Genomic DNA, 24,988 nt, shown 5'->3' with positions numbered 1-24,988 from the left:
TCCGGCGTCACGCCTTCATGAAGATCAGAAACGGCCGCCTTCGGGCGGCCGTTGTCGTTTGCGCGGCGCGCGTCACCTTTCCGCCGAAGTGCGACGCCACGTATCGTGCGCACATCGCGGCGCGACTCGCGACAGGGACAGGATGCGGCGGACCATGCTTCGGCACCTTCTGGCGGCGGCCTTCATGCTCGCCGCCCTCACCGGCCCGGCTCTCGCGCATCCCCATGTCTGGGTCGAGGTGCGCTCCGAACTCGACTATGCGCCGGACGGAAAGCTCGCCGGCGTGCGCCACCACTGGAAGTTCGACGAGGCCTTCTCGACCTATGCGCTGCAGGGGCTGGAGACAACGCCGGACGGCAAGCCGAGCGCGGCGACGCTGAAGGAGCTGGCGCAGGTGAACATCGATTCCCTCAAGGAGTTCGACTATTTCACCTATGCCAAGCGCGGCAAGCAAAGCTCCCCCTTCCTGCCGCCGAAGGACTATTCGCTCACCTATGACGGCACGGCGCTGACGCTGCACTTCACCCTGCCCTTCGCCGACCCGCCGGCGAAGAAGGGCGCGCTCACCCTCGACGTCTACGATCCCACCTATTTCGTCGCCTTCCAGCTCGCCGATGAGACGCCGGTGACGCTGGCCGGCGCGGCGCAGGGCTGCGCGCTCACCCTGCACCGGCCCGACCCCGCCGCCACCCAGACCTCCACCCTGTCGGAGAGCTTCTTCAACGCGCTGACCACGGCGAGCGAGTTCGGCTCGCAATTCGCCAACCGCGTCACGGTGACCTGCTCGTGAACCGCCGGCTCGCCGTCGGCGCGCTGGCGCTGCTGGCCGCAGCGCTGGCGCTCCACCCTGCCTTCGCGCAGAGCCCGTTCGGCGTCGGCGCTCCGCCCGCCGCGGCGGAGACCGGCGGCATTGCCGGCTTCATCCTCGCCAAGCAGGCGGAATTCTACCGGCTGCTTACCGCCGCCGTGCGTGCCTCGAAGCAGGACGGCCACGCCGTGTTCCTGCTCGGCGGCATCTCCTTTGCCTATGGCGTGTTCCACGCCGCCGGACCCGGCCACGGCAAGGCGGTGATCTCCTCCTACCTGCTCGCCAACGAGGCGACGCTGAAGCGCGGCATCGGCCTCGCCTTCGCCAGCGCCTTCGCGCAAGCGCTCACCGCCATCCTCGTTGCAGGCCTGCTCGCCGCGCTGATCGGCGCCACCGCCGCCGCGATGAGCCGGGCGGTCTACGTCATCGAACTCGCCGCCTACGGGCTGATCGTGCTGATCGGCCTGCGCCTCGCCTTCGTGAAGGGCCGCGCGCTGCTCGCGGCGTGGCGTGGCGTGCCGGCCCATGTCCACGGGCCGGATTGCGGCTGCGGCGACGGCCACGCCCACATGCCGGGACCGGAGGATTTGCCGAGGGGCGGCGGCTGGCGGGAGTGGTGGGGCGCGGTGATGTCGGTCGGGCTGCGTCCCTGCTCGGGCGCCATCCTCGTGCTGGTCTTCGCCTTAGCGCAGGGCATCTTCTGGGTCGGCGCCGCCTCCGCCCTGTTGATGGGCGTGGGCACGGCGCTGACGGTGAGCGCCGTCGCCGCCCTCGCCGTCTTCGCCAAGCGGACGGCGGTGCGGATCGCCGCCAACCGGCCGGGCTCCACCGGGGCAGTGGTGCTGCGCGGCGTGGAATTCCTCGCCGCGCTGGCGCTCGTCGCCTTCGGGATGGCGCTGCTGACCGGCTTCATGGTCAGCGAGCGGCTGACGCTGGGGTGAATGTGCCCCGACAGCATTCCGTCATGGCCGGGCTTGACCCGGCCATCCACGTCCTTGGCCGCCATGCCGCTTCCGTCGAAGCCGTGGATCCCCGGGTCAGGCCCGGGGATGACGTCGTTTTGGGGATGAGGCCTGAAGAAGCTCAGTCCTCGAGATAGTCGTAGACCACCTTGCCGAGGCCGAGGGTAAGGTCGGTGCGGAAATGGGCGGCGGAGATCACCTCCAGCACCGGCAGCTTGGCGACGTCCGCCAGAGCATGCGGGAACAGGCCGAGCGCCGCCGGGCCGGTCCACGCCTCCTTCACCACGAGGTCTTCGAGATAATACTCGACCAGCTCGCACACCCGCGCCGTGCCGTCGACATGGGGGATGATCTTGATCATCCAGTTCGGCCCCAGCAGCGACTTGTGCAGGGCGTCCTTGTCGAGCTCCTGGTACTTGTAGCCCATGGTGGCGCTGGTGCAGAGCACGCTGCCGTAATGCAGCGTGCCGACCAGCGTGTCGCTCTCCACCGCGAAGCGGGTCTTGGCGAGCTTCTTGGGGAAGCCCCACAGCTCGCGGCCGCCGGCGATGGGGGCCTCGTCGTCGAGATACATGGAATGGACGTAGCCGCCCTTCACGCCGTTCAGCTCGACCGGGATCACCTGCCCGGTCTCGGTGTAGTCGCCGAAGCCGGTAGAGTCGGGCATGCGGATGAACTCGTACTTCACGATGGGCTCGACCACCTTGAGCGGCTCGGGCACCACCTTCTCCAGCGCCGCCGGGTCGGTGCGGTAGGTGATGACGAAGAACTCGCGGTTGAAGAACTTGTACGGTCCCTTGGGATAGGACGGGTTCGTCAGCGGCATGGAATAGGCGGTGCGGCGAACGTCCTCGATCTTCATGGCGGCCTTCTCCTGTGATGCGCCAGCCTAGCCTATCTGCCGCAATGCGGTAGAGCCGGCGTGCATGGCCGATGGGCCGAACCCGCCAGGCGGCGGATTCGGCCCATGCCGTTGCTCCGATCAGAAGCGGTAGGTCAGGCCGCCCTTGATCGCGTTGGTGTCGACGTCGCTGGCGAACTGGCCCTCATAACCGACGTTCAGCGACAGGTTCTCGCTCACGCCGATGTCGATGCCCGCGCCCAGCAGGAAGCTGTCCTCGGCAACCGGAGCGCCCGCCACGGTGAAGGCGGTGCCGGTGGAGGCGAAGCTCATGCCGATCTCCGGCGTGACGTCGCCATAGGCGTGGCGCCAGGCGAGGCTGGCATGCGGCGTCACCGTCGCGCTCCCCATGGCGAGGCTGGTGGCGAGACGCACGCCCAGCGTCGAATAGGGCACGTCATAGGACAGGCCGGAGGAAACGAGCCCGCTGGCGAAGGCGCCCGTCTCGCTGAAGCTGTCGGTGTCGATCCAGCTCCACGCCATCTGCGCGAAGGGCTCGAAGGCGAAGCCGCCGAACTCCAGCGCGTAGCCGGCCTCGACGAAGATATTCGCCGTCGAGCCGTCATAGGAGCCGAGCGGGTTCTCCGCGAGGCTCAGCATGGAGACGGTGCGCGAGGTGTCGATGTCGCTCCAGCCATAGCTCGCGCCGGCCCGCAGGCGCAGCGCGTCGAAGCTGGCGCCGGCATAGGCGGCGATGATCACCGTGTCGGCGTCGGCGCTGCTCAGCCGGTCGTCGACATCCGCGCTGGCGGAGGCGTAGCCGGCCGCCAGACCGAAGGTGACGTTGTTGGAGGTGAAGTCGCCGCCGGCGAGGAAGCCGCCGAGCGAGGAATCGACGCTGGCGGAATTGCCATTGCCATCCGCCGAGTTCCACTGGCCGAAGCCCTGCGCCCACGCCGCATAGACCGGGCCCGCCGGCTCGGCCGGGGCGGCCTTGACCGGGAACGGGCTGGTCGCCTCCGGCGCCTTGGCGGCATAGGCCGTCACCGGCCCGCCACCGCCGAGCGCCGCCATAGCGGTCGAGCCGCCGGCCGCCGAGGCCTGCCGCAGGCGGCCGGCCAGCGTGTCGGCGATGAGCGAGGACTGGTAGAACAGCGTGGTGCCGATGGAGGCATGCACCTCGCCCGACAGCAGGTCGTAGCCGGTGCTGACCGCCTGCGCCTGCCCCGCCGTGGCGCTGAGCACCCTGCCTTCCAGCAGGCTGCCATTGGCAAGGTCGATGGCGTTGGCGACGCCCGCCTGGTTGGCGGTGCGGGCGAGGCTGGCGAAGGCGACGTCGTTGCGCGCGATGGAGAGCGTCACCGAGGCATCGTCGCGGCCGAGCGTGGCATCGGCGAACAGGAAGTTCGGGTCCTGAAGCGCGAACTGCGCCACCGGCGTGGTCGTCGACGTGGCCGAGACGATCTCATAGACCGCACCGTCATAGATCGGGCCGATCGGCGTCACCACCACCGTGCCGCCATTGAGGGTCAGCGTGTCGGTGACGATCTGGTCGGAGCGCCGCCCGTTCAGTTCGACCTCGTAGACCGAGCCCGCGTCGAAGGTCGCGGTGCCGACAACCGTCACCGTGCCGATGGAGTTGCCCGGCGTCACCGCGCCGCCGTCGCCGACGGTGAGCTCGCCGACCGTTGCGTTGCCGCCGAGCGCCGCGCTGCTGCCGATGTTGACGCCGGCCTGTTCGAGCGAGCCGTTGAGCACGAATTCGCCCTCAACGTCCACTTCGCCGTCGAAATCCGACGCGCCCGTGCCGGTGAAATCGGCCCCCTCGCCGACGAACAGCGTGTTGAAGTCGCGGTACTGCGCGCCGTCGCCCAGCAGCGACAGGTCGAACGTGCCCTTGCCCGCGAGTTCGAAGGTGTTGTTCCCGTCATTGCCGAGCACGAGGCCGACCACCTCGCCGCCCGCGACATAGACGAAGCGGTCGTCGCCGCCGCCCATGTCGACCGCGACCTCGCTGCCGCTGCGGATCAGGCCGGCATTCACGATGGTGTCGTCCTGCGTGCCGATCAGGGTGATCGCCGTGCCGTCGGAGCGGATGATGCCTTCATTGGTGATCTGCGCCGCGAAGGGCGCCGGGCCTTGCGCGCTGTCGTCGATCAGTATGGCGCGGCCGACATCGTCGGAATCGATATTGGGGTAGTTGTCGAAGGCTTCGATCACGCCGCCCTTGTGGTTGTAGATGATGCCGCCGCCGGCGGCGATGCCGTCCGCCGTGTTCGGCTCGCCGTCCTTGGTGCCGGTCGCGCCGGTGCCCTGGATCAGCCCGTAATTGTGCAGCAGCACCCTCCCGTCGACATCCACGCCGTCGCCGTCGCCGTCCGGGGTGCCGTCGGCCGTGCCGTCATCGTCGAGGAGACCCGTCACCTCGCCGCGGATCGTGCCGTAGTTGACCACCTCGACGACGGTCGCGCCGGTGCTGTCGACGTTGATGCCCGAGCCGTTGCGGCCGACGATCTGCCCGCCCGCATTGTTGAGCACCGAGATGGCGCCGTCGCCGGTCACGCCGTGCTTGGCGCCGAGAATCTGGCCCGTCGACATGTTGATGACCGTGCCGCCGGCGCCCTGGAAGTCGACGCCGTCGCCGTCGCTGGTGAGGTCGGTCGACTGGATGAGGCCGTAATTGGTCACGATGGCGCCGGCGCCGGGACGGATGCCGTCGGCGGTGGAGGACTGGAGCGTGCCGTAATTGAGGATGGATATGCTGTTGCTCGGCGAGGTCAGGTCGGCGAAGTCGAGCGCCTGACCGATGCCGCCGTCGATCAGCCCGTGATTCTCGATGTTGATGACCGCATCCGACGTGTCGGAATCGGCGGCGAACTTGAAGGCGTCGTCCTGGCCGAGGATCTTGCCGCCCGCCTTGTTCAGCAGGGTGAAGGACTGCAGCGTGTCGATGATGCCGTCATCGTCGAACTTCAGCGCGCGGCTCTCGCCTTCGAGCGTCTGGATGGTGCCCGAATTGGTGAGCACGACGGTGCCGCCGCCGAAGCGGATGGCGTCGTTGCCGAGCGCGGTGATGGTGCCGCGATTGTCGATCTCGACATGGGCGCTCTCGGCCGTCGCCTTGTTGAGATCGAAGACCTGGCCGGTGGTCGAGATCATCGTGCCGGTGTTGGTCACCGAGAGATGGCCGTCGGCGAAGGCGCCGTTGAGGCGCACCGTGTCGTCGCTGGACGTGATGGTGCCGGTGTTGGTCAGGGTCAGCGTGCCGCTGACATTGGAAGCGCTGTCGAGCGCGCGGTTGCCGCTCTCGATGGTGCCGTCATTGCGCAGGACGATGCCCTCGCCGGTCGCCGGGGCGCTCCAGGTGATGGCGGTGCCGCTGACGTCGAGCAGCCCGCCCGGCGCGATCAGGCCGGTATCCGTTCCGGAAACGCTCTGCGCCACGGTCTCGGTCGTGCCCGACGGCACGGTGAAGGAATCGGCGCGGGCGCCGGAAGTGAGGGCGAGGGGCGCCACAAAGACGGCGCCGGCAGCGACCAGCGCCAGACGGCTGGTGGACGAGAAATAGCGATGCATGACCAATGGTCCCCGGGCGATTATTCTGATGGTCCCCCGCTAACGAGGGCGGGTGACAGCCGGGTGACAATTCGTCGGTATGCGAACGCAACTCCGCGCGCCCGCGCAATCCTCCGCGCGGCGTGGCACGGCGACCACAGGTCACCGCCAACCCATTGAAATGAATAATGGTATTACAGGACCGTCAGAAGACGGTGACGCCGCCCGCCCCGCCCTCGCCGCCGATGGCGACCGCTCCGCCATCCGCCCGCCAGGCGATGGCGCTCACCGGCTGGCCGTCCGGCGCGCGCAGCAGAATCTCCGCGCCGTCGGAGAGGCGCACCATCATCGCCAGCCCGTCATCGTAGCCGCAGGCGATGACTTCCTCCTTCGGATGGGCGGCGACCGCGCTGACGCGGGTGTCGCGCGGGGCGAGCATGGTCGGCTGCTTGCCCATCGGCCCTTCCTTGCTGGCGAAGGGCCAGAGGATCACCTCGCCGGAGCCGGAGGTGGCGAGATAGCGCCCGCCGACGGTGAACTCCATGGAGCGCACGCGCGAGGGATAGCCCGACATGCGCATATGCGCGCCGTCCGGCAGGCGCCAGCCGTGCAGCGCCGGCTCCTGCATGGTGGTGACGAGGAAGCGGGCCTCGGGGTGCCAGAGCACGCCGCGATGCGAGCCCTTCCATTCCAGCACCTCCGGCTTGGCCTGCGCATTGGGAAACCACAGGCTGGCGCCACCATAATGGGCGACGGCGAGCCGCGTGCCCTTTGGCGCGAAGGCGAGGCCGCCGACCGTCGAGGGCAGGTCGAGCGACTTTCGCTCGCCCTTCTTCGGCTGAAAATGTGCCGTCTTGCCGGCCGAGAAGGCGACCGCGCCGTCCGGCCCCGCCGCTACCTGGTCGATCCAGCGGCCCTTCTGCTCGAACAGCGTCTCGTGGGTGCCGTCGCCGAGCGTGGCGACCACGCGCCCGTCATCGCCGCCGGTGACGAGCCGACGCGCGTCGCCGGAGACCGAAAGGATCGCGCCGTCATGCGCGCGCAGGCGCATCGTCTCCTCGCCCGCCAGCACCACCTCGCCATTGCCGAGGGCGAAAGCGGGCACGGCGCCGAGAAAGCGCACGCCGACCGCGCCGCCGCCGAGTTCGAGCGGGCGCAGCTTCGAGGTGAGGGACGAGGGAGAGGAGGACAGGGCGGCCATGGGCTCGACGGCTTCTTGAAGGGGAATGTCGGGTTAGCCCAATTCGCGCCCCGCGTCACGGGTGGAGGCCCATTCCCTGCCCGTCATCCCGGAACGGCCGTCAGGCCGTATCCGGGATCGCATCCCGTGGGAGAGCGATCCCGGCTCGACGCTGCGCCTCGGCCGGAATGACATATGGTCGAAGTGTTCCTGCCGGGTCCCGGATCGGCGCTCCGCCTGCGGCGGCGCTTGTCCGGGAAACGAAGACGCTGTGTCCCGGACAAGCCGCGCATCGTGCGGCGCCGATCCGGGACCCAGGGGAACCCCTTCGGCTGCACTCCGGACGCCGCCTCACGCCACGCAGGCGAGAAAACCCTTCTCCAGCGCGGCGCGGTCGAGCTTGCGGCCGATGAAGACGATGCGGCTCGTCTTCGCCTCGTCCGCCCGCCACGGGCGCTGGTGGTCGCCGTCGAGGATCATGTGCACGCCCTGGAACACGAAGCGGTCCGGGTCGTCCTTGAAGGCGAGAATGCCCTTGGAGCGCAGGATGTTCGGCCCCTCGCGCTGGGTCAGCTCCTGGATCCAAGGGAAGAACTTGTCCGGGTCCAGCGGCTTCTCCGAGGAGAAGGAGAAGGACTGCATGTCCTCGTCGTGGAAATGCTTGTGGCCGCCCTCAAGGAAATCCGGGTCGATCGCCTGGATGCGGTCGAGGTCGAAGGCGCCCTGGCCCAGCACCTTGTCGATGGCGATGTCGGATTTCTGCGTGCGGTGGATGCGGGCGAAGGGGTTGATGGCGCGGATGCGCATCTCGACGTCCTTCAGCTCGGTCTCCGACACGAGGTCGGTCTTGTTGAGCAGGATGACGTCGGCAAAGGCGATCTGGTTCTTCGCCTCGGGGGCGTCCTTCAGCCGGTCCTTCAGCCATTTGGCGTCGGCCACCGTCACCACCGCGTCGAGCGTGGTCTTGGCGCCCACCGTCTCGTCGACGAAGAAGGTCTGCGCGACCGGGGCGGGATCGGCAAGGCCGGTCGTCTCGACGATGATGCCGTCGAAGTCGCCCTTGCGGCGCAGCAGCCCGTCGATGATGCGGATCAGGTCGCCGCGCACGGTGCAGCAGATGCAGCCGTTGTTCATCTCGAACACTTCCTCGTCGGCGCCGACCACGAGGTCGTTGTCGATGCCGATCTCGCCGAACTCGTTGACGACGACGGCGAACTTCTTGCCGTGCGGCTCGGAGAGGATGCGGTTCAGCAGCGTTGTCTTGCCCGCGCCGAGATAGCCGGTGAGCACGGTGACGGGGATCTTTGACTGGGGCGACTGGGTCTCGGGCATGGGCAACCTCGATCTTTCAGGACGTCATGCCCGGGCTTGGCCCGGGCATCCACGCCTTGCGGCGGAAAGTCGTGGATGGCCGGGACGAGCCCGGCCATAACGGTGTGGTGAACGGCGAACTCAGCTCGACAGCGCCGAGGAGAGCTCGCGGATGTTGTTGTTCATCATGTCGATGTAGGTGCTCGCCGGGCCTTTGTCATCGGAGAGCGCGTCGGAATAGAGCTCGCCGCCGATGCGCGCATTCGTCTCCTTGGCGATGCGCTTGACGAGGCGCGGATCGGAGATGTTCTCCATGAACACGGCCGGGATCTTCGACGCCTTGATCTGGCGGATGATCTTGGCGACGTCCTTGGCGGAGGCTTCCGCCTCGGTCGACACGCCCTGCGGGGCGATGAAATCGACGCCATAGGCGGCGCCGAAATAGCCGAAGGCGTCGTGCGAGGTGATGATGCGGCGGTTCTGCTCCGGAATCTTTGCCACCGCCGCCTTCACATCGGCGTCGAGCGCCTGGAGCTTGGCGGTATAGGCGGCCGCGTTCGCCTCGTAGGTCGCCTTGCCGGCGGGATCGGCGGCGATCAGAGCGTCGCGGATATTGGCGACGTAGATTTCCGCATTGGGGATGGACTGCCAGGCATGCGGGTCGATGCCGCCATGGTCATGGCCCTCTTCGGCGTGCTTGTCGTGATCATGCGCGTCATCGTGGCCTTCCTCTTCCCCGGCCATGGCGCGCGGCGTGATGCCCTTGGTGGCGACGACGATCTCCGCCTTGGTGCCGGAGGCCTTCACCAGCCGGTCGATCCAGCCCTCGAAGCCGAGGCCATTGACGAAGACGAACTGCGCGCTCGCCACCTTCTTGGCGTCGGCCGGCGCGGGCTGGAAGACATGGGCATCGCCATTGGGGCCCACGAGGGTGGTCACCGCCACCCGGTCGCCACCGACCTGTTTGACGAAATCTCCGAGGATGGAGAACGAGGCGACGACGGGGATCTTCGTCGTCGCTTCCTGTGCGGTGGCGGGGGCAATGAAGGGGGCGGCGGCGACGGCCAGGGCAAGAGCGCCGGCGAGAGCGAGGCGGCGGGTGAGCATGGGGGGCTCCATCAGGCTTCGAGATGACGTTGCGGCAGGAAGCGGGGCAAGAGCCCGCCGACCGGCCCGAAAAGCACGGAGAGCGCATAGGCGCCGCCGGCGACGAGGATGATGGCAGGCCCCGAGGGCACGCCGGAATGATAGGAAAACAGCAGGCCGATCACGCCGGAGGCGCAGGCGACCAGCACCGAGACGCCGACCAGCGCGGTCAGTTCCCGCGTCCAGAACCGCGCGGCGGCGGCCGGCAGCATCATGAGCCCGACCGCGAGCAGCGTGCCCAGCGCGTGGAAGCCGCCGACGAGGTTCGTGACGACCAGCGCGAGGAAGACGAGGTGCGAGGGCGCCCCCGCCCGGCTCACCGAGCGCAGGAAGCCGGGATCGACGCTCTCCAGCACCAGCGGGCGCCAGGCCAGCGCCAGCACCACCAGCGTCAGGCTGGAGATCGAGACGATCAGCAGCAGCGTCGCGTCGTCGAGCGCCAGCACCGTGCCGAACAGCACGTGCAGCAGGTCGACATTGGAGCCGCGCAGCGAGACCAGCAGCACGCCGAGCGCCAGCGAGATGAGGTAGAAGGCGGCGAGCGCCGCGTCCTCCTTCATCTGCGTGGCGCGCGCCACCGCGCCCGCGCCCAGCGCCACCGCGAAGCCGGCGACCAGCCCGCCTATGGTCATGGCGAACAGGTTGAGCCCGGCGGCGAGGAAGCCCACCGCCGCGCCGGGCAGGATCGCATGGGCCATGGCGTCGCCGGCAAGGCTCATGCGGCGCAGCATCATCAGCACGCCGATGGGCCCGGCGCCGACGCCGAGCGCCAGCACACCGACCAGCGCGCGGCGCATGAAGTCGAATTCGGCGAAGGGACCGACGAGGAAATCGTAGATCACGCTGCGGCTCCCGCAACCGGGGGGCAGGTCGGGGCGGCCTCGTCCCACGCCTCGCACATGCGCCGCGCCGCCGCCAGATTGTCAGCGGTGAGCACCTCGCCGGTGGCGCCCCAGGCCACCGCCTCGCGCGCCAGCAGCAGCGTGCGGGGGAAATGGTCGCGCACCAGGTCGAAATCGTGCAGCACGGCGATGACGGTGCGGCCCTCGCCGTTCCAGCGTGTCACCAGTGCCGTCAGGTCGGCCATGGTGCCGGCGTCGAGGGCGGTGAAGGGCTCGTCGAGCAGGATCAGCCGGGCGTCCTGCAGCAGCAGGCGGGCAAAGAGCGTGCGCTGCATCTGCCCGCCGGACAGGGTGCCGATGGGGCGGGTCTCGAAGCCTTCCAGCCCGACGGCGGCGATGGCGGCCTCGATCCGCGCGCGGTCGGCCCGCGAGATGGCGCCGAACAGGCCGGCCCGCCGCCACAGACCCATCGCCACGAGGTCGTAGACGTCGATGGGGAAGGAGCGGTCGACCTCGGCTGCCTGCGGGAGATAGGCGATCTCGCGCGCCGGCACATGGCCCTCGATGCGTCCGGTCAGCGGCGAGAGTACGCCGGCGATGCCCTTGAGCAGCGTCGACTTGCCCGCCCCGTTCGGTCCGCACACGGCCAGCAGGTCGCCCTCCGCCACCTCGCCGTCGAGATGGTGCACGGCGGGGTGACGGTCATAGCCGAGCGTGAGATTGCGGAAGGACAGCACGGTTCCCATCAGTTGCCGGCCCCGATCACGGCGAGCGCGGCGGCCCAGATCAGGCCGGCCAGCGGCAGGGCGATGGCGAGGCGCTGGAGCGCGGAAAGCCGCAGCAGCGAGAAGGCCGGCCGCGCCGCCGGGTGCCGCTCGCCGGCGCCGTGAGAATGATGGTGACGATCGTGGCTATGGCCATGATGCCCGGCCTGCGCATCCTCCTGCGTCGGGGCGGGGTGGTGATGGGCGTGCTCGTGCAGGTGATCGTGATCGTGATTGTGCAGGCGGGCGACGGACATGCTCAAACTCCAATGGCGTTTTGATACTCTATATCAAATCATCCGTCCAGCCCGAATGATACACTGTATCACATCCACCCTCGCGCCGCGTCGGCGACCGCAGCACCAGCCCGGCGAAAGCGCGGCCCGCCGAATTGATGGGGCGACCCGTCTCGACGCCGCGCCCGCGCCGACATAAGAGAAGGCGCCTTTGCGTGCCGGCGCCGCCGGCCTGTTCGATCCGGAGCCCTTGGAGTCCTCTCATGGATATTTCGCGCATTTCGATCGGCCCGAACCCGCCCGACGAGGTTCACGCCATCATCGAGATCCCGGCCGGCGGCGCGCCGGTGAAGTACGAGATCGACAAGGAATCCGGCGCGCTCTTCGTCGACCGCTTCCTGCACACGCCGATGTTCTATCCCGGCAATTACGGCTTCATCCCCAACACGCTCGGCGATGACGGCGACCCGCTCGACATCATCGTCATCTCGCCCATCCCGCTGCTGGCCGGCTCGGTGATCGCGGCCCGCCCGATCGGCGTGCTGATGATGACGGACGAGAAGGGCGGCGACGAGAAGGTGCTCGCGGTGCCGGCGGACTCGGTCTACCCCTACCACTCCAAGATCATGAGCTATGCCGACCTGCCCCAGCTCATCGTCGAGCAGGTCGCGCACTTCTTCACCCACTACAAGGATCTGGAGAAGGGCAAGAAGGTCTCTGTGGCGGACTGGCAGGGGCCGGCGGAAGCCCGCGCGCTGATCGTCAAGTCGATCGAAGCCGCCAGGAAGTGAGCCGGGCGGGCCGCAGGGCCCGCACCGACGAGACAGAAGGCCCGGGCCGTGCCCGGGCCTTTCGCGTTTCAGCCTGAAAATCAGCCCGTAAAGCCCATCCCGGCCAGCGCGCGCTGCAGCGGCGCGCCGAGCGTGACGCCCTCGCGCGCCGCCCGCTCGCGGTTGACGAGGCGCCGGGTGCCGGGAAGCCGCGCGCCGGGCTCGTGCTCGATGGCAAGCGCCAGACGCTCGAGATGGTCGAGATAGGCATCGCCCGCCACCGGGCCGGGGTCGATGGCGATGACCACCTGCCCCACCGCCGCCGGCGGCCCCTTGCCGTCGAAGAAGCTCGGCGTGTCGAAGGCGAAGGTCGAGGCGGTGAGCGCCGCCGCCATCACCTCGATGACGAAGGCGAGCGCCGTGCCCTTGGCCTCGCCCATCGGCACCATCGTGCCGGCAAGCCCGGCCTTGGCATCCGTGGTTGGATTGCCGTCGGCGTCGAAGGCCCAGCCCTCGGGAATGGTGGCGTCGCCGCGCTGCACGGCGGCCAGGATGTTGCCGCGCGCCACCTTGGCGACCGAGAGGTCGACCACCGCCGGCGGACGCCCCTTCAGCGGCGTGGCGAAGGCGAGCGGGTTGGTGCCGAACACCGGCTTGCGCCCGCCCCACGGCGCGATGGAGGCCGACGCGTTGGCGAAGGCGAGCCCGACCAGCCCGCCCTCGGCCAGCTTCTCCACCGGCTGGCCGGCGACGCCGAAATGGCTGGAGCGGCGCACCGCCATCATGGCGATGCCGGTCTCGCGGGCGAGCGCGGCGAGTTCGGGAAGGGCAAGCTCGATGGCGGGATAGGCGAAGCCGTTGCCCGCATCCACCGCCAGTACCGAGGGCGAGACGCGGCGCAGGCTGGGCACGGCGTGGCCGTCGATCTTGCCGGCCGCCGCCATGGCGCCATAGCTCGGCAGCCGGGCGAGGCCGTGCGTGCCGAGCCCGTCCGCCTCGGCACGCACCAGCGCGTCGGCGGTGATCGTCGCATTGCCCGGCGCCGTGCCGAAGCGCTCCAGCACGCGGGCGGCATAGGCCCGCGCCCCGTCGAGCGAGAGCGTGATGTCGTGGAACGCCTCGCGCGCGACCGAGCCTTCCATCACCGAGCCTTCCATCACTCCGCGCTCCCGCCGAGCGGACCCGCCGGCAGGCGGGCGAGCTCGAAGCGGTTGACGTCGTCCAGCAGCGCGAGGAAGGCGCGCGCGCCGTAGAGCGCGCAGGCCTCGCCCTTCTCGCGTGAGGCTTCCGTGGCATCGCCCATGCCGCCGTCAGGGTTGATGTCCTGCGCCATCCAGCCGAAGCCGGCCGGCGTGCCGGCGCGCAGAAAGGCGAATTCCTGCTCCATGGCGAGTGTCGCCGGCGGGAAGTCGCGCAGATCGGCCTCGCGCACCGTGTCGGGGCGGAAGGCCATCATCAGCGAGGTCTCGATGCCGCCGGCATGGATGCCGTGCTGGCGCTCCTGCGCGCTGAACAGCCCCTCGGGATAGCCGAAGCGGTGCCAGGAAAGCGTCACCGCCAGCATGCCGAGCCGGGCGCGCAGGTCGCGCGCCACAATGTCGAGGATCGGCACGTTACCGCCATGCGAGTTGACGATGACGAGCTTGCGCACGCCGGCGCGGTGCACGCTCTCGCCGATCTCGGTCCAGGCGCGGATCACCGTCTCGGCGGAAAGCGTCAGCGTGCCGGGAAAATGGATGTGCTCGTTGGACTTGCCGATGGCCTGCAGCGGCAGGAACACCGCCGGCAGATCGTCCGGCAGCAGCCGCGCCACTTCCCTGAGATAGCCCTCGCCGATGAACGTATCGACGCCCACGGGCAGATGCGGCCCGTGCTGTTCCACCGCCGCCACCGGCAGCACGGCGATCCAGTTTTCGGTATCGCCGGCGGCAAAGTCGGTCCAGGCGAGTTCGGTCCAGAAGCGTTTGGGGGGCATGGCAGACGGCATTGGCGGCGTGTCCGGGGGGTTCGACGCGGGCGTTCTAGGCTCAATCGGCCTTCGCCGCCAGCACCTCGACCTCGACCTTGAATTCGGGACGCGTGAAGCCGGAGACGATCATCAGCGTCGAGGCCGGCGGGGGATCGGCGACGAAGCGGTCGCGCGCCGCCATGTAGCCGGCGAGATGAGCGCGCTCGGTGACATAGGCGTTGATCCGCACCAGATCGCCCGGCCCCATTCCCGCCTCCGCGAGGCAGGCGGCGATGGCGCGGAAGCACAGCTCGGCCTGCTCTTCCGCGCTCTCGGGAATGGCGTCCTCGGGCGAAATGCCGAGCTGGCCGGAAACGAGCAGCAGTCGCGCGCCGGCCGCCACCTCGACGGCGTGGCTGTAGCGGGCGAAGGGGCGGCGAATGGCGGGCGGTATCAGATGACGCAGCATGGCGGGGCTCGGCGGCTCGCGGGCGGATCTTGTCGGCGGGATGCACAGACTTGTCATGCGGGCATATGTGCATCCCGATTAAGCTCGCCTATCATGGCGGCATTCGAACCGCCACGCACCGCCCTTCGTACCCGGATGGAGACACCGATGCGCCTGCGTCTTCCGCGCTTGCGTTTTCTCTCGACCCTCGCGGCTGTTACCGCACTCGCCCTCGCCGCCCTTCCGCTCGCGCCGGCTGCGGCCGCCGACAAGGTGACGTTCGGCACCAACTGGGTGGCGCAGGCCGAGCATGGCGGCTTCTACCAGGCGGTGGTGGACGGCACCTACGCGAAGTACGGCCTCAACGTCACCATCCTGCCCGGCGGCCCGCAGGCCAACAACCGGCTGCTGCTGCCGGTCGGCAAGATCGACTTCTACATGGGCGCCAACATGCTGCAGGCGTTCTCCTCGGTAGTGGAAGGCATCCCCACCGAAATCGTCGCCGCCCTGTTCCAGAAGGACCCGCAGGTCCTGATCGCCCATCCCGACGTCGAGACGTTCGAGCAGCTCAAGACGCGGACGCTGTTCATCTCCAAGGAGGGGCTCGCCAGCTACTACCAGTGGCTCGTCGCCGATTACGGCTTCAGCGAGAACCAGGTGAAGCCCTACACCTTCAACGCCGCGCCCTTCCTCGTCGACAAGAACAGCGCCATGCAGGGCTACGTCACCTCCGAGCCCTATGCGGTGGAGCAGCAGGGCGGCTTCGTGCCCAAGCTTTTCCTGCTGGCCGATTACGGCTTCGACACCTACGCCACCACCATCGAGACCCGCACCGAGCTGGTGAAGCAGAACCCCGATCTCGTGCAGCGCTTCGTCGATGCCTCGATCATCGGCTGGTACAACTATCTCTATGGCGACAACACCAAGGCCAACGCGCTGATCAAGCAGGACAATCCGGAGATGACCGACGCGATGATCGCCTTCTCCATCGCCAAGATGAAGGAGTATGGCATCGTCGATTCCGGGGACACCACGACGCTCGGCATCGGCGCCATGACGGATGCGCGGATCAAGAGCTTCTACGACAAGATGGTGCAGGCCAAGGTGCTCAAGCCCGGCATCGAGATCGCCAGATCCTACACCACCCAGTTCGTGAACAAGGGCGTCGGCAAGGAGCTGGCGCCGAAATAGCCGCCTGCGATATGCCTGCCCCGGCGATCCGGCCCCGGCCGCAGACAGATGAGATGACCGCCGACGTGAACGCGCCCGCCCCGCAGACCGACGCGCCGCTGCTCGCCCTCCGGGGCGTCGGCAAGCGTTTCGCCAACGCCGTCACCGCGCTGGACGGGCTCGACATGGAGGTGCGGCAGGGCGAGTTCCTCTCGCTGCTCGGCCCCTCGGGCTGCGGCAAGTCCACCGCGCTGCGCCTCATCGCCGGCCTCTCCGAGCCGAGCGAGGGCCGGCTCGACTGGCACGGCGAGGAACAGGCCCGCCGCGCCGCCGGGCAGCCGTCCATCGGCTTCGTCTTCCAGGAGCCGACGCTGATGCCGTGGGCCAGCGTGTTCGGCAATGTCCACCTGCCGCTCAAGCTCGCCGGCATCGGCCGGCGCGAGGCCGAGCCCGCCATCGCGGAGGCGCTGGAGCTGGTCGGCCTGTCGGGTTTTCGCGACGCCTATCCGCGCGAACTGTCCGGCGGCATGAAGATGCGCGTCTCCATCGCCCGCGCGCTGGTGACGAAGCCGCGCCTGCTTTTGATGGACGAGCCTTTCGCCGCGCTCGACGAGATCACCCGCTTCAAGCTCAACAACGATCTTCTGGACGTCTGGCGGCGACTGGGCTGCACCATCGTCTTCGTGACCCATTCGGTCTTCGAGTCGGTCTATCTCTCCTCGCGCATCCTGGTGTTCCGCGCCCGGCCGGGCCGCGTGGTGGCCGAGCTTGCCATCGACCCCAACCAGCCGCGCGACGAGGCCTTCCGCACCTCGCCGGAATATGCGGGCCTGTGCCGCGAGACCTCGCAGGCGCTGGCCCGGGCGATGGACCCACGCTGAGGGAGCGCCGCATGGAACGGTCTCCCTTCCGCTGGCTCCTGCCGATCGGCGTGCTCGCCCTGCTGGTGGCGGCCTGGCACTTCATCGTCACGCTGAACAACCTGCCGCCCTATGTGCTGCCGGCCCCCGGCGCGGTGCTGGAGACTCTGATCCGCGACCGCGCCGTGCTGTTCGGCTCCATGCTGGTGACGCTGGAGACCACGGCGCTCGCCTTGCTGCTCGCCGTGGCCGGCGGGGTGGGGCTGGCGCTCATCTTTGCCAGCGCACGCATCGTCGAGTTCTCGCTGTTCCCCATCGCGGTGATCCTGCAGGTGACGCCCGTCATCGCCGTCGCGCCGCTGATGCTGATCTATATGTCGACCGATTCCGCCGTGCTGCTCTGCGCCTGGATCGTCGCCTTCTTCCCGGTGCTGTCGAACACCACGCTCGGGCTCAACTCGGTGGACCCGAACCTGCGCGACCTGTTCCGCCTCGCCGGTGCCTCGCGCTGGCAGACGCTGGCGCTGCTGCGCCTGCCCACCGCCCTGCCCTATTTCCTCGGCGGCCTGCGCATCGCCGGCGGCCTCGCGCTGATCGGCGCGGTGGTCGGCGAGATCGCCGCCGGCTCGGCGGGCCAGGGCTCGGGCCTCGCCTTCCGCATCGTCGAATCCGCCTACCGGCTCAACATTCCGCGCCTGTTCGCGGCGCTGCTGCTCATCTCGCTCGCCGGCATCCTCATCTACGCCGTGCTCAGCCTCTTGAGCTGGCTCGCCCTGCGCCGCTGGCACGAGAGCGAGATCGGCGGCCCGGCATGACGAGGCCCGCCCTTCCTCCGGCCGATCTGCCGGCCGCCTATGTGCTCGGCCATGTCCGCGCGCCCACCGGCCTCATCGCCGCCCCGCCCGGCCCGGCCGATGCCGAGGGGCTGGTGGCGCTCGACATCGCCGTCGCCGGCGGGCACATCGCCCGGCTTGCCCCGGCCGGCGCGCTCATCGAGGACGGGCCGCGCATCGAGCGGGCCGGCACGCTCGCGCTGCCGGGCCTCGCCGACATCCACACCCATCTCGACAAGGGCTTCATCTGGAACCGCGCGCCCAACCGCGACGGCAGCTTCGAGGGCGCGATGGCGGCGGTCGCCGCCGACAAGCCGAACTGGAGCGAAGAGGACATACGCCGCCGCTTCGACTTCGCGCTGCGCTGTGCTTACGCGCACGGCACCGTCGCCATCCGCACCCATCTCGATTCGGAAGGCGAGCGCGCCGCCGGCGCCTGGAGGGTGTTCGCCGAGATGCGCGAGGCCTGGCGCGGGCGCATCGAGCTGCAGGCGGTCGGCCTCATTCCCGTCGACAGCGTGCTCGACCCGGCCCTGTTCGACCGTCTCGTCGGGCTCGTGCGCGAGCATGGCGGGCTGCTCGGCAGCTACACCTATGTGACGCCGAACCTGCACGCCGGGCTCGAACTCCTGTTCGACGCCGCCGAGCGGCACGGCCTCGCGCTCGACCTGCATGTCGACGAACGCGACCGGAACGCCCATGCGCTGGTCGACATCGCCGAAATCGCCCTGCGCCGGCGCTTCCAAGGCCCCATCCTCGCCGGCCATTGCTGCGCGCTGGCGCTGAAGGACGAGGCGGAAGCCGACCGCGCGCTGGACAGGGTGGCGCAGGCCGGCATCGGCATCGTCTCGCTGCCCATGTGCAACCTCTACCTCCAGGACCGCCAGCCCGGCCGCACCCCGCGCTGGCGCGGCGTCACCCTGTTGCACGAGATGCGCGCGCGCGGCATTCCCGTCATGGTGGCCAGCGACAATGCGCGCGATCCCTTCTACGCCTATGGCGACCTCGATCTCGTCGAGGTCTATCGCGAGGCCACCCGCATCGCCCATCTCGACCATCCCGCCGGCGAGGGGCCGGCGCTCATCGCCCGCGCGCCGGCGCAATGGATGGGTGTGGAGGCCGGCCTTCTCGCGCCCGGCCGGCCGGCGGACCTCTCCCTGTTCCCAGCCCGCAGCCTCAACGAACTTCACGCCCGCCCGCAGGCGGACCGCCTCGTGCTGCGCGCGGGCCGTGCGATCGAGGTAGCGCCGCCCGACTATGGCGAGCTCGACGATCTGATGGAGCGCCCGCAATGACCTCCGCTGCGAAGAGCTACGACATCGCCGGGCTGAAGGCGCGGCTCGGCGGCATCCGCACCGAGGAAAACCCGGCGCTGGTGCGCCAAAAGAGCCGCGATTTCTATTGGTACTCGCCCACGCTCAAGCGCCAGCTCGACGCGGTGAGCGGCGATATCGTCGCCTTCCCGGCCAGCGAGGCGGAGGTGCTGGCGATTCTCGCTGCCTGCCACGCACTCGCCATTCCGGTCACCCCGCGCGGCGCCGGCACGGGCAATTACGGGCAGGCCATGCCGCTGGACGGCGGGCTGGTGCTCGATCTCTCCGGCCTCGACAAGGTGCTGGAGATCGTCCCCGGCCGGGTGCGCGCGCAGGCGGGCGCCCTCATCGCCGACATCGATGCCGCCTGCGCGGCGAGCGGGCAGGAGCTGCGCCTTCACCCCTCCACCTACCGCACCGCCTCCATAGGCGGCTTCGTCGCCGGCGGTTCGGGCGGCGTGGGCTCAATCAGCTGGGGCGGGCTGCGCGACCTCGGCAACATCGTGTCGCTGCGCATCGCCACCATGGAGGCGACACCGCGCATCCTTGAGCTGACCGGCGAGGAGGTGCAGACCGTCTCGCACGCCTACGGCACCAACGGCATCATACTGGAGGTCGAGATGCCGCTCGCCCCGGCCTATGGGTGGACCGAGGCGATCATCGGGTTCGAGGATTTCGGCGAGGCCGCCGCCTATGCCAATGCGCTGGGCGAACAGGACGCCATCCTCAAGAAGCTGGTCTCGGTGATCGCCGCGCCGGTGCCGCAGAGCTATTTCCTGCGCCACCGCAAATATCTGCCGGACGGGCTGCACATCGTGCTCGTCATGCTGGCGCCGGTCGCCCGCGCTGCCTTCGAGAGCTTCACGAAGCGCTGGAACGGGCGCACGCTCTACCGCTCCGATCTGGTGGGGCCCGAGGAGGCGAAGGGCCTGCCGCCGCTCTACGAGCTCGCCTGGAACCACACGACGCTGCGGGCGCTGCGCGTCGATCCCGCCATCACCTATCTGCAGACGCTCTACCCCTTCCCGAACCAGCTTTCGTTGGCGGAACAGGTCCATGCCCGGCTCGGCGACGAGGCGCCCGCGCATCTCGAATTCGTGCGCTTCGACGGCAAAATTACCTCCTTCGGCCTGCCGCTCATCCGCTTCACCTCGGAGGCGCGGCTGGAGGAGATCGTCGCCCTGCACGAGGACCTCGGCATCCCGGTCTTCAACCCGCACCGCTACACGCTGGAGGAAGGCGGCATGAAGCAGACCGACGCCGCCCAGCTCGCCTTCAAGCGCGAGGCGGACCCGCAGGGCCTGCTTAATCCCGGCAAGATGATCGCCTGGGCACATCCCGATTTTGACCTCGGCGCCGGCCGTACCTATCTCTTTCTGGGGCTGGAGCGTCATGCCGGGCGGGCCGGCGCGCCGGGAGACCCAACCTGATGCGCGCGCTGGTCGTCTATTGCCACCCGGTGGCGGAGAGCTTCAACGCGGCGGTGCGCGACGCGGTGATCCGCGGCCTGACCGCCGGCGGCCACGAGGTCGACCTGCTCGACCTCTACGCCGAGGGCTTCGAGCCCGCGCTCAGCCGGCAGGAGCGGCTCGCCTATCACGAGCCCGGCGTCAACGTGCTGCCCGTCATGGACCATCTGGCCCGCGTGAAGCAGGCGGACGCGCTGATCTTCGTCGCGCCGACCTGGTGGTACGGCCCGCCCGCCCTGCTGAAGGGGTGGCTCGACCGCGTGCTGGTGCCGCACGAGACCTTCGGCATGCCGAAACCCTTCCGCCCGCTGGAGCGCCGGCTCACCAACATCCGGGTGCTGGCGGCGGTGTCGACGCTCGGCTCGCCCTGGTACTGGTGGCTGTGGATCGGCCAGCCGGGGCGCCGCATTCTGCTGTCGGGCGTGGGTGGCATCGTCCATCGCCGCGCGCGCCGGTTGTGGCTCGCCCTTCACAGCATGGATTCGGCCAGCCCCGCCAAGCGCAGCGCTTTTCTCGCCCGCGTCGAGGCGCAGTTCGCCAAAATATAGAATCCGGCCTCCATTTGCGGGCGCTTTGACGAACATCTCGATTGCAGCCATGTTCGTGTCACGACAACCCGCTTCTATCGCGACAAATAGTTGTTGCCTTGGCGTGTTGGTCCGCGGGGGCGCCGATGAAGGACGACTTCGACAAGAAGATCGGCCACAGATTGCATCACGTCGCGCGCCTCCAGCGTGCGCTGGCGGCACGGCGCCTGCAGGAGATCGGGCTGTTTCCCGGACAGGAAACAGTGCTGAAGCTGCTGGCCGAATCGGACGGGCGTACCATGTCCGAGCTGGCGGCGGCGCTGAAGGTGCGCCCCCCCACCGCCTCGAAGACGGTCGGCCGGCTTTCCGCGCAGAACCTGCTGGAGCGCCGCGCCGCCGAGGGTGATGCCCGGCTCGTGCGCGTGCACCTCACCGACGAGGGCCGCCAGCGTGCCGGCGCCATCGACGCCATCTGGGAATCGCTGGAGCAGACCATGACCGCCGGCCTCGACGGCAAGGAGCGCAAGCGCCTGCGCAAGCTGCTGCGCAAGATCGAGCGCAACCTCTCCGCCCAGCTCGGTGCCGTCACCGCCGCCGAGCCCGAGGACGACGCCGAGGGCGCCGACGAGGAGACTGCCTGAGAGACGCGCGGAGGGCGTTACGGGACTTGAAACGGGCGTTGCTTTGGTGACGAATACCGCCCCCTGACACGCCCCCGCATGTACGCCGAGGAGTTTTCCATGTCCCGCCCCGACCTTCTCCAGACCGGCCCGATGATGGGCATGATCGAGGCGCAGCTCGGCGAGCTCTTCACCGTCCACCGCCTCGACGCGCCGGACGCCGAGGCAATGCTTGCCGAGGTCGGCTCCCGCATCCGCGCGGTAGCCACCGGCGTCGGCTCGACCGGCGGCGGCGTGCGCCGCGTCACCGATGCGCTGATGGCCCGCCTGCCGGCGCTGGAGATCGTCGCCAATTTCGGCGTCGGCTATGATTCGGTCGATGCCGAGGCCGCCGGAAAGCGCGGCGTCGTCGTCACCAACACGCCCGGCGTGCTCGACGACGAGGTGGCCGACCTCACCATCGGCCTGCTGCTCGCCACGCTCCGCCGCATTCCGCAGGCCGAGCGCTACCTGCGCGCCGGCAAGTGGCCCACCGGCGGCTTCCCGCTCTCTCCGACGCTGCGCGACCGCACCATCGGTATCGTCGGCATGGGCCGCATCGGCCGCGCCATCGCCCGCCGGCTGGAGGGCTTCGGCCGTCCCATCGCCTATCACAGCCGCCGCCCGGTGGCGGACGTGCCCTACGCCCATTACCCCGACCTCAAGGCGCTGGCTCGCGACGTCGACGCGCTGATCGTCATCGTGCCCGGCGGGCCGGAGACCGACCGCATGATCGACGCCGAGGTGCTGGCCGCGCTCGGCCCCACCGGCGTGCTGATCAACGTGGCGCGCGGCTCGGTGGTCGACGAGCCGGCGCTCATCCGCGCGCTGGCGGACGGCACCATCGCCGCCGCCGGCCTCGACGTCTTCGCCGACGAGCCCAACGTGCCGGAGGCGCTGATCGGGCTCGACAACACCGTGCTGCTGCCCCATGTCGCCTCGGCCACCCATGTCACGCGCAACGCCATGGGCCAGCTGGTGGTCGACAATCTCGCTGCCTGGTTCGAGGGCAAGGCGCCGCTGACGCCGGTGCCGGAAACCCCGGTGAAAGGCCGCTGAGGCACACCGATGCGGAGACGCGCGCCCCACCTCCCGCTCACGCTGCTCGCCGCCGCGCTTCTGCTGGCCGGGCCGGCACGGGCGCAGGAAGGCACCAGCGCGGGTGCCGGTTCGGGCGCGAGCGCAGAGGGCGGCGTGCCGCTGGCCGACAGCTACCAGCTCACCAATGCCGACGGCGACCGCATCTGCCCGCTGGTGCTCACCGCCCGTCCGCATGGACGCAAGGGCGCGCCGGCCGGCCTGTACGACGTCACGCTCGACAAGGCGGTCTGCGGCGCGGCCATACTGTTCGCGGTCGACATTGCGAGCTGGGCGCCGGGGCCGGGCGAATCCATCCGCCTGCACGGTCCGGACGGTCGGCTGGTGGCCGAGTTCACCGAGGGCGTGGGCGGCACCTGGGAGGCGCTGCGCGAGGGCGACGGCGTCTATTTCCTCGTCAATCCGCGCCTCGCCGAGCCCGCCTTGCAGGCCGCCGATCTCGTCGGCGACTGGGACATCGCGCTGACCGCCGGCCAGCCGCTCTGCCGCATCGCGCTGACCGATGCGCCGGCGGGCAGCGAGGTGTACCGTGCGCGGCTCGCGCCCGGCTGCGCCGCCGCCATCGTGGCGCTGGCGCCCGACCGCTGGCGGCTCGACGGTTCCGATCTGGTGCTGCTCACCGCGCAGGGCGAGGGCTTCCGCTTCGCCCGGCAGGAGGACGGCACCTGGGAGAAGGTGCCGCCCGACGAGGGCACGCCGCTCCTGCTCTCGCGCCCCTGAGCAATGGGCGCGAGACGAAGGCTTGCACACGCGCATCCGGGGGATCGCGACATGACCGACACCGTCCTCATTTCCGGCGCCGGCCCGGTCGGCCTCGTCATGGCGCTCGAACTGGCGCGCTACGGCGTGCCGGTGCGGCTCGTCGACCGGATGGCCGCGCGGGCGAAGACCTCGCGCGCGGTGGCGGTCTGGCCGCGCACGCTGGAACTGCTGGAGCGCGCCGGCGGCGGGCTTTCCGCCGAGCTGGTGAGCCTGGGCAATCCCGTCACGGTGGCCAACATCTTCGCCGGTGCGAGTGAAATCGCGCGCATCGAGCTGAAGGAGGTCGTCACCCCCTACCCGTTCGTGCTGATGCTGCCCCAGAGCGAGACCGAACGCGTGCTGGTGCGCCATCTCGCAGAACGCGACGTCGCAGCGGAGCTGGGGGTCGAGCTCACCGGCTTCGAACCGGACGAGGCCGGCGTCACCGCGACGCTGCGCCATGCCGACGGGCGCGAGGAGACCGGCCGCTACGGCGCGCTGATCGCCTGCGACGGCGCCCACAGCCCGATCCGCCACCGGCTCGGCCTGAGCTTCGAGGGCAACACGCTCGGCAATGACTGGGCGCAGGGCGACTTCCACATCGAGGGCGTGCCGTTCCCGCCGAGCGAGTTCGCCACCTGGTGGCACGAGGAAGGGCCGGCCGTGCTGTTCCCGCTCGGCGGCACGCGCTACCGGCTGATCCTGGGCCTCGGCCCGTCGAGCGGCGCCGTGCCGCCCCCGCCCTCCTTCGAGACCTTTCAGGCGATTCTCGACCGTCGCGGCCCCAGCGGCATCCGGCTGGTCGATACGGTGTGGACGACCTCCTTCCGCATCAATGAGCGGCAGGTGAACGCCTATCGCGCCGGGCGCGTCTTCCTCGCCGGCGACGCCGCCCATGTGCACAGCCCGGCCGGCGGGCAGGGCATGAACACCGGCATGCAGGACGCGATGAACCTCGCCTGGAAGCTCGCGCTGGTGCTGCGCGGGCTTTCGACCTCGCCGCTGCTGCTCGACAGCTACGACCCCGAGCGCCGGGCCGTGGGCGCCGAGGTCATCGCCACCGCCGGCCGGATGACGCGCCTCGCGACGCTGAAGAACCCGCTGGCGCGCCACCTGCGCAACACGGTGATGCAGTTCGTGCTCGGCCTGCCCATGGTGCAGCACGCGCTGGAAGGCGAATTGACCGAGACCGCCACCCATTACGCCGACAGCCCGCTCAACGGCGTGTCCTGGCAGTCCGGCCCCCGCGCGGGCGAGCGCATGGCGCCGGTGGAGGGCGAGGCGCCCTACGGCGCGGGCGACATGCCGCGCTTCGCCCTGCGCGTCGGCGCGGGCGTGGAGGCACCGCCGGCCGGCGTCGCAGGTCCGCTCGTCGAGGCCGCGCCGCGTCCAAACCCGGTGGAGGGCGGCATCGAGCTGGTCCGCCCGGACGGCTATCTTGCCCTGTCGGTCGCCGATGGCGAGTGGGGTCCCGTGGCGGCCTATCTCGCCGGGCTGTGATAAGGAG

At 69.6% G+C, this 24,988-nt stretch carries 24 protein-coding genes; 13 read left to right on the top strand and 11 right to left on the bottom strand.

What is annotated here, in order from left to right; genetic code table 11:
* Nucleotides 1-154: 154 nt before the first annotated feature.
* Both MWN33_RS09295 and MWN33_RS09290 read left to right on the top strand, forming a co-directional pair.
* On the top strand, nt 155-790 hold the full coding sequence (locus MWN33_RS09295; protein ID WP_247200203.1) for a DUF1007 family protein: 636 nt from the start codon (nt 155-157) through the stop codon (nt 788-790).
* The gene (locus MWN33_RS09290) at nt 787-1,749 is read left to right on the top strand and encodes a nickel/cobalt transporter (protein ID WP_247200202.1); all 963 of its coding nucleotides are present in this window, start codon (nt 787-789) and stop codon (nt 1,747-1,749) included. The genes MWN33_RS09295 and MWN33_RS09290 overlap by 4 nt, the downstream gene beginning before the upstream one ends.
* A gap of 142 nt (nt 1,750-1,891) precedes the next feature.
* Here the strand turns inward: MWN33_RS09290 and MWN33_RS09285 are convergent, their stop codons facing one another.
* The 8 genes from MWN33_RS09285 to MWN33_RS09250 form a co-directional block, all read right to left on the bottom strand.
* Entirely contained in the window at nt 1,892-2,632 is a 741-nt protein-coding gene (locus MWN33_RS09285; RefSeq protein ID WP_247200201.1) for an acetoacetate decarboxylase, read from the bottom strand.
* Nucleotides 2,633-2,752: 120 nt separating this feature from the next.
* Nucleotides 2,753-6,187, bottom strand: coding sequence for an autotransporter family protein (locus tag MWN33_RS09280; protein ID WP_247200200.1), 3,435 nt, complete (start codon nt 6,185-6,187; stop codon nt 2,753-2,755).
* A gap of 184 nt (nt 6,188-6,371) precedes the next feature.
* Complete coding sequence (locus MWN33_RS09275; RefSeq protein WP_247200199.1) at nt 6,372-7,367, bottom strand: WD40 repeat domain-containing protein; 996 nt, start codon at nt 7,365-7,367, stop codon at nt 6,372-6,374.
* Nucleotides 7,368-7,697: 330 nt separating this feature from the next.
* Nucleotides 7,698-8,678 (bottom strand): CobW family GTP-binding protein, encoded by a 981-nt coding sequence (locus MWN33_RS09270; RefSeq protein ID WP_247200198.1) that lies wholly within the window; start codon nt 8,676-8,678, stop codon nt 7,698-7,700.
* A 120-nt stretch (nt 8,679-8,798) separates the two neighbouring features.
* Entirely contained in the window at nt 8,799-9,764 is a 966-nt protein-coding gene (locus tag MWN33_RS09265) for a metal ABC transporter substrate-binding protein (RefSeq protein WP_247200197.1), read from the bottom strand.
* 11 nt (nt 9,765-9,775) lie between these two features.
* Nucleotides 9,776-10,642, bottom strand: a complete 867-nt coding sequence (locus MWN33_RS09260) for a metal ABC transporter permease (RefSeq protein WP_247200345.1) — start codon at nt 10,640-10,642, stop codon at nt 9,776-9,778.
* Nucleotides 10,642-11,391 (bottom strand): zinc ABC transporter ATP-binding protein AztA, encoded by a 750-nt coding sequence (aztA, locus tag MWN33_RS09255; RefSeq protein WP_247200196.1) that lies wholly within the window; start codon nt 11,389-11,391, stop codon nt 10,642-10,644. Before aztA ends, MWN33_RS09260 begins: the two co-directional genes overlap by 1 nt.
* On the bottom strand, nt 11,391-11,666 hold the full coding sequence (locus tag MWN33_RS09250; RefSeq protein WP_247200195.1) for a hypothetical protein: 276 nt from the start codon (nt 11,664-11,666) through the stop codon (nt 11,391-11,393). The genes aztA and MWN33_RS09250 overlap by 1 nt, the downstream gene beginning before the upstream one ends.
* A gap of 242 nt (nt 11,667-11,908) precedes the next feature.
* On the opposite strand from MWN33_RS09250, the gene ppa reads away from it, so the two are divergent.
* A complete protein-coding gene (gene ppa, locus MWN33_RS09245) occupies nt 11,909-12,436 on the top strand; it encodes an inorganic diphosphatase (protein WP_247200194.1) in 528 nt (175 codons plus the stop codon).
* Between the two features lie 80 nt (nt 12,437-12,516).
* On the opposite strand, the gene MWN33_RS09240 is transcribed toward ppa, so the two are convergent.
* From MWN33_RS09240 to MWN33_RS09230, 3 genes are read right to left on the bottom strand one after another with little or no spacing between them, the layout of a single operon-like run.
* A complete protein-coding gene (locus MWN33_RS09240) occupies nt 12,517-13,557 on the bottom strand; it encodes an Ldh family oxidoreductase (RefSeq protein ID WP_425531989.1) in 1,041 nt (346 codons plus the stop codon).
* A gap of 14 nt (nt 13,558-13,571) precedes the next feature.
* Complete coding sequence (locus MWN33_RS09235; RefSeq protein WP_247200192.1) at nt 13,572-14,390, bottom strand: creatininase family protein; 819 nt, start codon at nt 14,388-14,390, stop codon at nt 13,572-13,574.
* 52 nt (nt 14,391-14,442) lie between these two features.
* A complete protein-coding gene (locus MWN33_RS09230; RefSeq protein WP_247200191.1) occupies nt 14,443-14,832 on the bottom strand; it encodes a RidA family protein in 390 nt (129 codons plus the stop codon).
* Nucleotides 14,833-14,979: 147 nt separating this feature from the next.
* Here MWN33_RS09230 and MWN33_RS09225 point away from each other — a divergent pair, with 147 nt between their 5' ends.
* From MWN33_RS09225 to MWN33_RS09180, 10 genes are all read left to right on the top strand, one after another.
* Entirely contained in the window at nt 14,980-16,002 is a 1,023-nt protein-coding gene (locus tag MWN33_RS09225; RefSeq protein WP_247200190.1) for an ABC transporter substrate-binding protein, read from the top strand.
* Nucleotides 16,003-16,055: 53 nt separating this feature from the next.
* Entirely contained in the window at nt 16,056-16,862 is an 807-nt protein-coding gene (locus MWN33_RS09220) for an ABC transporter ATP-binding protein (RefSeq protein ID WP_247200189.1), read from the top strand.
* An 11-nt stretch (nt 16,863-16,873) separates the two neighbouring features.
* Complete coding sequence (locus MWN33_RS09215) at nt 16,874-17,656, top strand: ABC transporter permease (RefSeq protein ID WP_247200188.1); 783 nt, start codon at nt 16,874-16,876, stop codon at nt 17,654-17,656.
* Nucleotides 17,653-18,969, top strand: a complete 1,317-nt coding sequence (locus MWN33_RS09210; RefSeq protein WP_247200187.1) for a cytosine deaminase — start codon at nt 17,653-17,655, stop codon at nt 18,967-18,969. Before MWN33_RS09215 ends, MWN33_RS09210 begins: the two co-directional genes overlap by 4 nt.
* Entirely contained in the window at nt 18,966-20,417 is a 1,452-nt protein-coding gene (locus tag MWN33_RS09205) for an FAD-binding oxidoreductase (RefSeq protein WP_247200186.1), read from the top strand. The genes MWN33_RS09210 and MWN33_RS09205 overlap by 4 nt, the downstream gene beginning before the upstream one ends.
* Nucleotides 20,417-21,004, top strand: a complete 588-nt coding sequence (locus MWN33_RS09200; RefSeq protein WP_247200185.1) for an NAD(P)H-dependent oxidoreductase — start codon at nt 20,417-20,419, stop codon at nt 21,002-21,004. The genes MWN33_RS09205 and MWN33_RS09200 overlap by 1 nt, the downstream gene beginning before the upstream one ends.
* A 125-nt stretch (nt 21,005-21,129) precedes the next feature.
* Nucleotides 21,130-21,624, top strand: a complete 495-nt coding sequence (locus MWN33_RS09195) for a MarR family winged helix-turn-helix transcriptional regulator (RefSeq protein WP_247200184.1) — start codon at nt 21,130-21,132, stop codon at nt 21,622-21,624.
* A 99-nt stretch (nt 21,625-21,723) separates the two neighbouring features.
* Nucleotides 21,724-22,701 (top strand): 2-hydroxyacid dehydrogenase, encoded by a 978-nt coding sequence (locus MWN33_RS09190; RefSeq protein ID WP_247200183.1) that lies wholly within the window; start codon nt 21,724-21,726, stop codon nt 22,699-22,701.
* Nucleotides 22,702-22,710: 9 nt separating this feature from the next.
* Complete coding sequence (locus tag MWN33_RS09185) at nt 22,711-23,460, top strand: protease inhibitor Inh/omp19 family protein (RefSeq protein ID WP_247200182.1); 750 nt, start codon at nt 22,711-22,713, stop codon at nt 23,458-23,460.
* Between the two features lie 51 nt (nt 23,461-23,511).
* Nucleotides 23,512-24,981 (top strand): FAD-dependent monooxygenase, encoded by a 1,470-nt coding sequence (locus tag MWN33_RS09180; protein WP_247200181.1) that lies wholly within the window; start codon nt 23,512-23,514, stop codon nt 24,979-24,981.
* Nucleotides 24,982-24,988: the final 7 nt, after the last annotated feature.

The organism is Ancylobacter koreensis (assembly GCF_023016525.1).
Classification (GTDB): Bacteria; Pseudomonadota; Alphaproteobacteria; order Rhizobiales; family Xanthobacteraceae; genus Ancylobacter; species Ancylobacter koreensis.
Note: the sequence above shows the minus strand (reverse complement) of the source record. Positions and strands in the feature narration are given on the sequence as shown.

Excerpts from the sequence above, each read along its gene's own strand:
- MWN33_RS09210 (WP_247200187.1), top strand. The coding sequence starts at position 17,653 with ATGACGAGGCCCGCCCTTCCTCCGGCCGATCTGCCGGCCGCCTATGTG.
- MWN33_RS09295 (WP_247200203.1), top strand. The coding sequence starts at position 155 with ATGCTTCGGCACCTTCTGGCGGCGGCCTTCATGCTCGCCGCCCTCACC.
- MWN33_RS09265 (WP_247200197.1), bottom strand. The coding sequence starts at position 9,764 with ATGCTCACCCGCCGCCTCGCTCTCGCCGGCGCTCTTGCCCTGGCCGTC.
- MWN33_RS09200 (WP_247200185.1), top strand. The coding sequence starts at position 20,417 with ATGCGCGCGCTGGTCGTCTATTGCCACCCGGTGGCGGAGAGCTTCAAC.
- MWN33_RS09205 (WP_247200186.1), top strand. The coding sequence starts at position 18,966 with ATGACCTCCGCTGCGAAGAGCTACGACATCGCCGGGCTGAAGGCGCGG.
- MWN33_RS09220 (WP_247200189.1), top strand. The coding sequence starts at position 16,056 with ATGACCGCCGACGTGAACGCGCCCGCCCCGCAGACCGACGCGCCGCTG.
- MWN33_RS09215 (WP_247200188.1), top strand. The coding sequence starts at position 16,874 with ATGGAACGGTCTCCCTTCCGCTGGCTCCTGCCGATCGGCGTGCTCGCC.
- MWN33_RS09240 (WP_425531989.1), bottom strand. The coding sequence starts at position 13,557 with ATGGAAGGCTCGGTCGCGCGCGAGGCGTTCCACGACATCACGCTCTCG.
- MWN33_RS09235 (WP_247200192.1), bottom strand. The coding sequence starts at position 14,390 with ATGCCCCCCAAACGCTTCTGGACCGAACTCGCCTGGACCGACTTTGCC.
- MWN33_RS09190 (WP_247200183.1), top strand. The coding sequence starts at position 21,724 with ATGTCCCGCCCCGACCTTCTCCAGACCGGCCCGATGATGGGCATGATC.
- MWN33_RS09250 (WP_247200195.1), bottom strand. The coding sequence starts at position 11,666 with ATGTCCGTCGCCCGCCTGCACAATCACGATCACGATCACCTGCACGAG.
- aztA (WP_247200196.1), bottom strand. The coding sequence starts at position 11,391 with ATGGGAACCGTGCTGTCCTTCCGCAATCTCACGCTCGGCTATGACCGT.
- MWN33_RS09185 (WP_247200182.1), top strand. The coding sequence starts at position 22,711 with ATGCGGAGACGCGCGCCCCACCTCCCGCTCACGCTGCTCGCCGCCGCG.
- MWN33_RS09180 (WP_247200181.1), top strand. The coding sequence starts at position 23,512 with ATGACCGACACCGTCCTCATTTCCGGCGCCGGCCCGGTCGGCCTCGTC.
- ppa (WP_247200194.1), top strand. The coding sequence starts at position 11,909 with ATGGATATTTCGCGCATTTCGATCGGCCCGAACCCGCCCGACGAGGTT.
- MWN33_RS09270 (WP_247200198.1), bottom strand. The coding sequence starts at position 8,678 with ATGCCCGAGACCCAGTCGCCCCAGTCAAAGATCCCCGTCACCGTGCTC.
- MWN33_RS09275 (WP_247200199.1), bottom strand. The coding sequence starts at position 7,367 with ATGGCCGCCCTGTCCTCCTCTCCCTCGTCCCTCACCTCGAAGCTGCGC.
- MWN33_RS09225 (WP_247200190.1), top strand. The coding sequence starts at position 14,980 with ATGCGCCTGCGTCTTCCGCGCTTGCGTTTTCTCTCGACCCTCGCGGCT.
- MWN33_RS09230 (WP_247200191.1), bottom strand. The coding sequence starts at position 14,832 with ATGCTGCGTCATCTGATACCGCCCGCCATTCGCCGCCCCTTCGCCCGC.
- MWN33_RS09280 (WP_247200200.1), bottom strand. The coding sequence starts at position 6,187 with ATGCATCGCTATTTCTCGTCCACCAGCCGTCTGGCGCTGGTCGCTGCC.
- MWN33_RS09285 (WP_247200201.1), bottom strand. The coding sequence starts at position 2,632 with ATGAAGATCGAGGACGTTCGCCGCACCGCCTATTCCATGCCGCTGACG.
- MWN33_RS09195 (WP_247200184.1), top strand. The coding sequence starts at position 21,130 with ATGAAGGACGACTTCGACAAGAAGATCGGCCACAGATTGCATCACGTC.